Below are 7,500 nucleotides of genomic sequence, written 5' to 3'. Positions count from 1 at the left end.
TTGCTCATTTGTTTCGCTTTTTATTAACAATTTTCACGGGGTGAAAATTGTTAATGGCAGTTCTTACTCGTTGTTCAGTTTTCAAAGATCAAAGCGTTTCTCATTTACTCTCGTAAGTGTGACTCGCGTTTTGTTTTTCGTCTGTGTCTCGCAATCTCTCGCGGCGACAAGAAATAATATACCATAGAACTTATAGGCATTGCAAGCTTTTTTATATATTATTTTATTTTATTTTATTACACACTATATGATGATATTTATCATTCTTATAACACTACATCATGTGTTATAGCTACTACTGTTATATATTAATGTATAAAACTTATAATTATGTTTCATTTAATTATAATTATAATAATTAAATGAAATATTAATATATCCGCTTGTAATGTATTATGCCTTATCTAATTGTCATACTTACTTTAGGTTTGTTTGCTAAGCTATGATACACTTTACTTATATTGTTAATAGGAGACACACTATGAAAATTAATATCTTAATCGCCGATGATGATTCATCTATTCGTTCTCTATTGAAGTTCATTCTTTCTAAAGAAGGCTACAATGTATATGAAGCTATTCATGGAGAAGATGCATCTCATATACTCGCTCACTCTCAAATTCATCTAGCTGTCATTGATATTATGATGCCATTCAAAAACGGTCTCGAATTGTGTCAAGAAATTAGGCATCTATACGATATTCCAATTCTTCTTCTTACTGCTAAAGGTGAATTAATTGATAAAGAAAAGGGATACTCTTCTGGTACAGATGACTATCTTGTAAAACCATTTGAACCTAAAGAATTAATATTTCGGATAAAAGCATTATTAAGGCGCTACCAGTTGATTTCTCCTAACTTCATTCGTATGGGAGACATCATTATAGATCGTGAAAGTTATGTTGTTAAGCATGGGAATACGATCATTGACCTCCCACTAAAGGAATTTCAATTGTTTGCCCAACTCGCTAGTAATACAGGACGAATTTATACAAGAGATCAACTTATTCAATTAATATGGGGAATTGATTATAGTGGAGACACAAGAACTGTTGATGTTCATATTAAACGTCTACGTGAACGCTTTGCCCCTTATGATAATCAATTTATAATTACGACAGTTCGTGGATTAGGATATAAACTTGAGGTGCTTGTATGAAAACACTCTATGTAAAAATAGTACTTATTTTCATCGGTATTACTTTTATAAGTGCAATAGCAGGATTACTCACCACGGATTTCTACTATAAAAAAGCTCTAATAAAGGATAATGAATTACGAACGATTGAAGTAGCACATTCCATACAAAATTTATTTCAAGATGAACTAAGAAATCAAGATTTATCATTCATGGATCAAACAGCCCAACTAGGTTATCAAATTTATTGGGTTACGCCTGAAGGTATTGGTTCTTCATATGGTTCTCCCTTTAAGCGTGATGAGTTAGCACCATTACAATTAGAGACTGTATTATCTGGCCAATTGTATAGTGGAATGTCTAATCAAGAAGTATCTTTTAATTTGTTTGGGTTCTTTAATAATAGTCTAGCAAATACGATTGGGCTCTCTATTGAAACAAATGAAGGTACTGCTGCCTTTTTTATACGTCCTGATCTAATGCAACAAAGTGGAGAGCTTCGTCTTATCATCTCTATGTTATTAGTATCCAGCTTTATATTTAGTTTAATATGTATTACTATTATGAGTCGCTTCATTGTTCGTCCTATTAAGCAGCTAACAAATGCTACTAAGCAACTTGCTAAAGGATATTATAGTAATTATAATTTGCAGCTTAGTCGGTCAGATGAAATTGGGGAACTAGCACGCAATTTTAATTACATGACTAATGAATTAAAGAGATCGGATGAAATGAAACAACAATTCGTTTCTGATGTCTCACATGAATTCCAAACTCCTTTAACATCAATACATGGGTTAGCTCTTACTTCATCACTCAGTTCGATTACAAAAGAGGAACTTATTACACATATGGGTATTATAGCAATGGAAAGTGAACGGTTATCATCAATGAGTAAACAATTACTAAAGCTTGCGTCTCTAGAACAAGAACAACAGTTAAGCAAATCAAATTTTCGAATTGATGAGCAAATTAGACAAGTTCTTATTATGTTAGAGTGGCAATGGAGTGATAAAAATCTGCAGTTAGAAGTGGACTTAGCTGAAGTATCTATATGTGGAAACGAACAATTACTATACGAGGTATGGCAAAATCTAATCAACAATGCTATTAAATTCTGTTCTGAACAAGATAGCTTAACGATTACATTGAAAGCACCTAGTGAACAAAATCCAAATATAGTTATAACGATCACTGATAGTGGGGAGGGAATTCCTCCTGAACAATTATCAGTAATCTTTGAACGCTTTAGTAAAGTGAGTGAGTCTCGTAGTCAGAACGAACACTCTGGTAGTGGACTCGGATTATCAATTGCTCATAAAATCGTTTCATTACATTCAGGTACCATTGAAGTAGAGAGCACATGGAAAGTAGGAACTACATTTACTGTTACTTTACCTTCATTCAAAAACAATAAGCTGTACTAACTGCAACTTATTGTTTTTACTCCAGGTGTAATTTTATGGCTACAACTATAACTGTTCTGTTATGTTTTGTTAATTGCTTAACATTAATTTAGAATAGATAATTAGCAACTAACGTAAAAAGGCGTTCATTACCTTATTGGTGAATGAGCGCTTTTATTGTTATATTGAAAACTACTCAATATAATCGTAGTCCACTTCCATAGCATTTTGAATATCATCTGCCGTAATTGTAATTATAGAATAATTACTCTCATTATATAGCTTAACTGCTCTCTCTTTTACAAACTTAACACTACTAGGTGCTGCTTCATCATCATAAAATAATACCATTCCATCAGTTTTATGAAATAGTAATTGATCTCTAGCTTGGAATTGCCATGGACCAACATATGGTTGTTTACTAACCTCTGCATAGAAATCAACCTGTTCTTTTATGGAATTATAATATTCTTTACGTTCATCCTTCCAATTCTCCTCTTGATTAGCAAAAGCAGTAATCATTGAAAGTTTGATATGAGGATATAGTTCCTTTCGAAGTTCTATAATAACTTCACTTGCCCATAGATCAAACCCATACTGACCAGGAGTAATAATCCACTCTGCTCCTTCTTCTATAATAGAAGTTATTTTCGATCTAAAAGCTTTCTTAATAAAAGGAATTGCTTTGTTCTTCTGATCGAATATTTGCAGTTCATGTGCACGATAGCCTGTAACTAATACGTTCTTAATACGAATACCTCATTTCATTCGCTAATTTATATCTATTACTAACGACAACAATCAATTTCTGATCATTCGATATCTTAAATATTACAGCAAATCATTTACATGATTTTTCACTTACATGACCTTTTAGTAGTTAATATCACTTCATTCTAACATATAGTGTATTCAATCACCCATTCCGATCAAATAAGAAATGCAGATGTTGTGTTATGTGTTGTGTCTTGTATTGTCATTTATGTTGTGTTGTGTACGACACTCGTACACCAGCAATAAAACGTTTCTGTAAGAAACATACCGATTATGCTCTTCCTTAGCTTCGGTGAACAACCTGTCCAACCCCGAATAAGGTTAAAAGCCGGCTTCCTGAACAACACTCTTCTTCCTGCTCCACCTCAAGGAATGTTACTTCTCGGGCATATAACGTGTCAGCACCAAGAAGAGGACATGAAGTTAGGGACGTGAAGCACGGAATGTACGGACTTGGTACATGAGTACTGGAACGAGCGATGAATGGCCTCTTCGCCGTCGAATCAACTTCGTCAGCTTAATCAGCGTGATCACACGTTAAAACGCACAAAAAAGCCCACTGCTTATGCAATGGGCTTATCCGTGCTTGGCGACGTCCTACTCTCCCAGGACCCTGCGGTCCAAGTACCATCGGCGCTGAAAGGCTTAACGGTCGTGTTCGAGATGGGTACGCGTGGTTCCCTTTCGCCGTCATCACCAAACGTCTTGCTAGAGCTTGCGCCCTCAAAACTGGATAGGAAAGGTAAAACTCCAAAGTGATGCTTGTATCAATGTACTCTTCTTGCTTGCGCATAGAAAAGATTGTTAGGATAAGCCCTCGACCGATTAGTATTCGTCAGCTACATGTATTGCTACACTTACACCCCGAACCTATCAACCTCGTCGTCTTCAAGGGGTCTTACTAATTGGGAAATCTCATCTTGAAGGGGGCTTCACGCTTAGATGCTTTCAGCGTTTATCCCGTCCGTACTTAGCTACCCAGCTATGCTTCTGGCGAAACAACTGGTACACCAGCGGTACGTCCATCCCGGTCCTCTCGTACTAAGGACAGCTCTTCTCAAATTTCCTGCGCCCGCGACAGATAGGGACCGAACTGTCTCACGACGTTCTGAACCCAGCTCGCGTACCGCTTTAATGGGCGAACAGCCCAACCCTTGGGACCTACTTCAGCCCCAGGATGCGATGAGCCGACATCGAGGTGCCAAACCTCCCCGTCGATGTGGACTCTTGGGGGAGATAAGCCTGTTATCCCCAGGGTAGCTTTTATCCGTTGAGCGATGGCCCTTCCATGCGGTACCACCGGATCACTAAGCCCGACTTTCGTCCCTGCTCGACTTGTAGGTCTCGCAGTCAAGCTCCCTTTTGCCTTTGCACTCTTCGAATGATTTCCAACCATTCTGAGGGAACCTTTGGGCGCCTCCGTTACTCTTTAGGAGGCGACCGCCCCAGTCAAACTGCCCACCTGACACGGTCCCTCTACCCGATTCAGGGTAGCAGGTTAGAACTCCGATACGATCAGGGTGGTATCCCAACGTCGCCTCCTCACAAGCTGGCGCTCATGACTCAAAGGCTCCCACCTATCCTGTACAGATCGTACCAAAGTTCAATATCAAGTTGCAGTAAAGCTCCATGGGGTCTTTCCGTCTTGTCGCGGGTAACCTGCATCTTCACAGGTATTAAAATTTCACCGGATCTCTCGTTGAGACAGCGCCCAATTCGTTACGCCATTCGTGCGGGTCAGAATTTACCTGACAAGGAATTTCGCTACCTTAGGACCGTTATAGTTACGGCCGCCGTTTACTGGGGCTTCGGTTCATAGCTTCGGGTTACCCCTAACCACTCCCCTTAACCTTCCAGCACCGGGCAGGCGTCAGCCCGTATACTTCGTCTTACGACTTCGCACAGACCTGTGTTTTTGCTAAACAGTCGATTGGGCCTTTTCACTGCGGCCCCCTCGGGCTATTAACCCTACCGGGGCACCCCTTCTCCCTAAGTTACGGGGTCATTTTGCCGAGTTCCTTAACGAGAGTTCTTCCGCGCGCCTTAGCATGCTCTGCTCGCCTACCTGTGTCGGTTTGCGGTACGGGCACCTATACCTAACTAGAGGCTTTTCTTGACAGCCGGAGCTCATGACCTTCGCTACTATAATTTTCGCTCCCCATCGCAGCCCAGCCTTATAGCCGACGGATTTTCCTATCGACAAGCCTCACTACTTAGACGGACTATTCCATCAGTCCGCGTCACTACCCTTCTGTGTCACCCCATTGCTCAAACGGTTTTCGGTGGTACAGGAATTTCAACCTGTTGTCCTTCCACTACGCCTTTCGGCCTCGCGTTAGGTCCCGACTTACCCTGAGAGGACGAGCCTTCCTCAGGAACCCTTAGGCTTACGGCGGACAAGATTCTCACTTGTCTTTTCGTTACTCATACCGGCATTCTCACTTGAATACTGTCCACCAGTCCTTACGGTCTGACTTCAACCTATATTCAACGCTCCCCTACCCAAGTACCATAAGGTACATGCCATAGCTTCGGTGGTGTGTTTAGCCCCGTTACATTTTCGGCGCAGAGTCACTCGACCAGTGAGCTATTACGCACTCTTTAAATGGTGGCTGCTTCTAAGCCAACATCCTGGTTGTCTGTGCAACTCCACATCCTTTCCCACTTAACACACACTTGGGGACCTTAGCTGATGATCTGGGCTGTTTCCCTCTTGACAATGGATCTTAGCACTCACTGTCTGACTCCCGGATAACATGTCTGTGGCATTCGGAGTTTGACTAGACTTGGTAACCCTTGGCGGGCCCCGCACCCAATCAGTGCTCTACCTCCACGACACTCTAATCCGAGGCTAGCCCTAAAGCTATTTCGGGGAGAACCAGCTATCTCCGAGTTCGATTGGAATTTCTCCGCTACCCCCACCTCATCCCCGCACTTTTCAACGTGCGTGGGTTCGGGCCTCCAGTGCGTGTTACCGCACCTTCACCCTGGACAGGGGTAGATCACACGGTTTCGGGTCTACGACTACGTACTTATTCGCCCTATTCAGACTCGCTTTCGCTGCGGCTCCGTCTTTCCAACTTAACCTTGCACGTAATCGTAACTCGCCGGTTCATTCTACAAAAGGCACGCCATCACCCATTAATAGGGCTCTGACTTTTTGTAAGCGCACGGTTTCAGGTTCTTTTTCACTCCGCTTCCGCGGTGCTTTTCACCTTTCCCTCACGGTACTGCTTCACTATCGGTCACTAGGGAGTATTTAGCCTTGGCAGATGGTCCTGCCGGATTCCGACGGGGTTTCACGTGTCCCGCCGTACTCAGGATACAGTTCGGAGAGTGTCGACTTTTGGCTACAGGGCTTTTACCTCTTCTAGCGGGCCTTTCCAGACCTCTTCGCCTAACCTACACCTTTGTAACTCCGTGTGAACTGTCCTACAACCCCAAAGAGCAAGCTCTTTGGTTTGGGCTAATCCGCGTTCGCTCGCCGCTACTGACGGAATCACTTTTGTTTTCTCTTCCTCAGGGTACTTAGATGTTTCAGTTCCCCTGGTATGCCTCTATCTAACCTATGTATTCAGTTAGAAGTAACAGTCCATTACGACTGCTGGGTTTCCCCATTCGGAAATCCCCGGATCAAAGCTTGCTTACAGCTCCCCGAGGCAGTATCGTTGTTCGCCACGTCCTTCTTCGGCTCCTAGTGCCTAGGCATCCTCCGTGCGCTCTTACTAGCTTAACCTAGTTGCGCTCCTAATGTTTTTGTTCTCCTCTAGTGTTCTGATGAACAAGGTCGTCGAACAAAAAATTATTCGCTATTCATGTAAAACATTTGAATATAAATTCGCGTGTTTTACTTTCATTCGCTTTGGATGTTTCATTACTTTCTTATCCAGTTTTCAAGGAACAAACACTTTTTCCGTTAGGAAAATAGTGCACCATAATCCGTTAGAATAATGGTAAACAATCTCGTAAGAGAATTGTTGGTGGAGCCAAGCGGGATCGAACCGCTGACCTCCTGCTTGCAAGGCAGGCGCTCTCCCAGCTGAGCTATGGCCCCATAATGAAATGGGTAACCGACTCAAAGTCGATATGGTGGGCCTTAGTGGACTCGAACCACCGACCTCACCCTTATCAGGGGTGCGCTCTAACCAGCTGAGCTAAAGGCCCTTGGGTATTCCGTTTTGA

The 7,500-nt window shown here is 42.1% G+C and carries 3 protein-coding genes, 2 tRNA genes and 2 rRNA genes; 2 read left to right on the top strand and 5 right to left on the bottom strand.

Annotated elements, in window-relative coordinates; all coding sequences use genetic code 11:
• Window positions 1–481 precede the first annotated feature (481 nt).
• Window positions 482–1,159, top strand: coding sequence for a response regulator transcription factor (locus NAG76_06885; GenBank protein ID URN95954.1), 678 nt, complete (start codon window positions 482–484; stop codon window positions 1,157–1,159).
• The gene (locus tag NAG76_06880; GenBank protein ID URN95953.1) at window positions 1,156–2,565 is read left to right on the top strand and encodes a HAMP domain-containing histidine kinase; all 1,410 of its coding nucleotides are present in this window, start codon (window positions 1,156–1,158) and stop codon (window positions 2,563–2,565) included. Before NAG76_06885 ends, NAG76_06880 begins: the two co-directional genes overlap by 4 nt.
• 171 nt (window positions 2,566–2,736) lie before the next feature.
• Here NAG76_06880 and NAG76_06875 read toward each other — a convergent pair whose 3' ends face one another.
• The 5 genes from NAG76_06875 to NAG76_06855 form a co-directional block, all read right to left on the bottom strand.
• Entirely contained in the window at window positions 2,737–3,294 is a 558-nt protein-coding gene (locus NAG76_06875) for an SLOG family protein (GenBank protein ID URN96786.1), read from the bottom strand.
• Between the two features lie 608 nt (window positions 3,295–3,902).
• Window positions 3,903–4,019: ribosomal RNA gene (gene rrf / locus NAG76_06870) — 5S ribosomal RNA — on the bottom strand.
• Window positions 4,020–4,123: 104 nt separating this feature from the next.
• Window positions 4,124–7,054 (bottom strand): 23S ribosomal RNA (locus tag NAG76_06865).
• A 242-nt stretch (window positions 7,055–7,296) separates the two neighbouring features.
• Window positions 7,297–7,372: transfer RNA gene (locus NAG76_06860), tRNA-Ala, on the bottom strand.
• A 33-nt stretch (window positions 7,373–7,405) separates the two neighbouring features.
• Window positions 7,406–7,482 (bottom strand) — tRNA-Ile (locus tag NAG76_06855).
• Window positions 7,483–7,500: the final 18 nt, after the last annotated feature.

The organism is Candidatus Pristimantibacillus lignocellulolyticus (genome assembly GCA_023639215.1).
Classification (GTDB): Bacteria; Bacillota; Bacilli; order Paenibacillales; family Paenibacillaceae; genus Pristimantibacillus; species Pristimantibacillus lignocellulolyticus.
The sequence above is the reverse complement of the archived record's forward strand: the minus strand, read 5'-3'. Positions and strand labels throughout refer to the sequence as shown.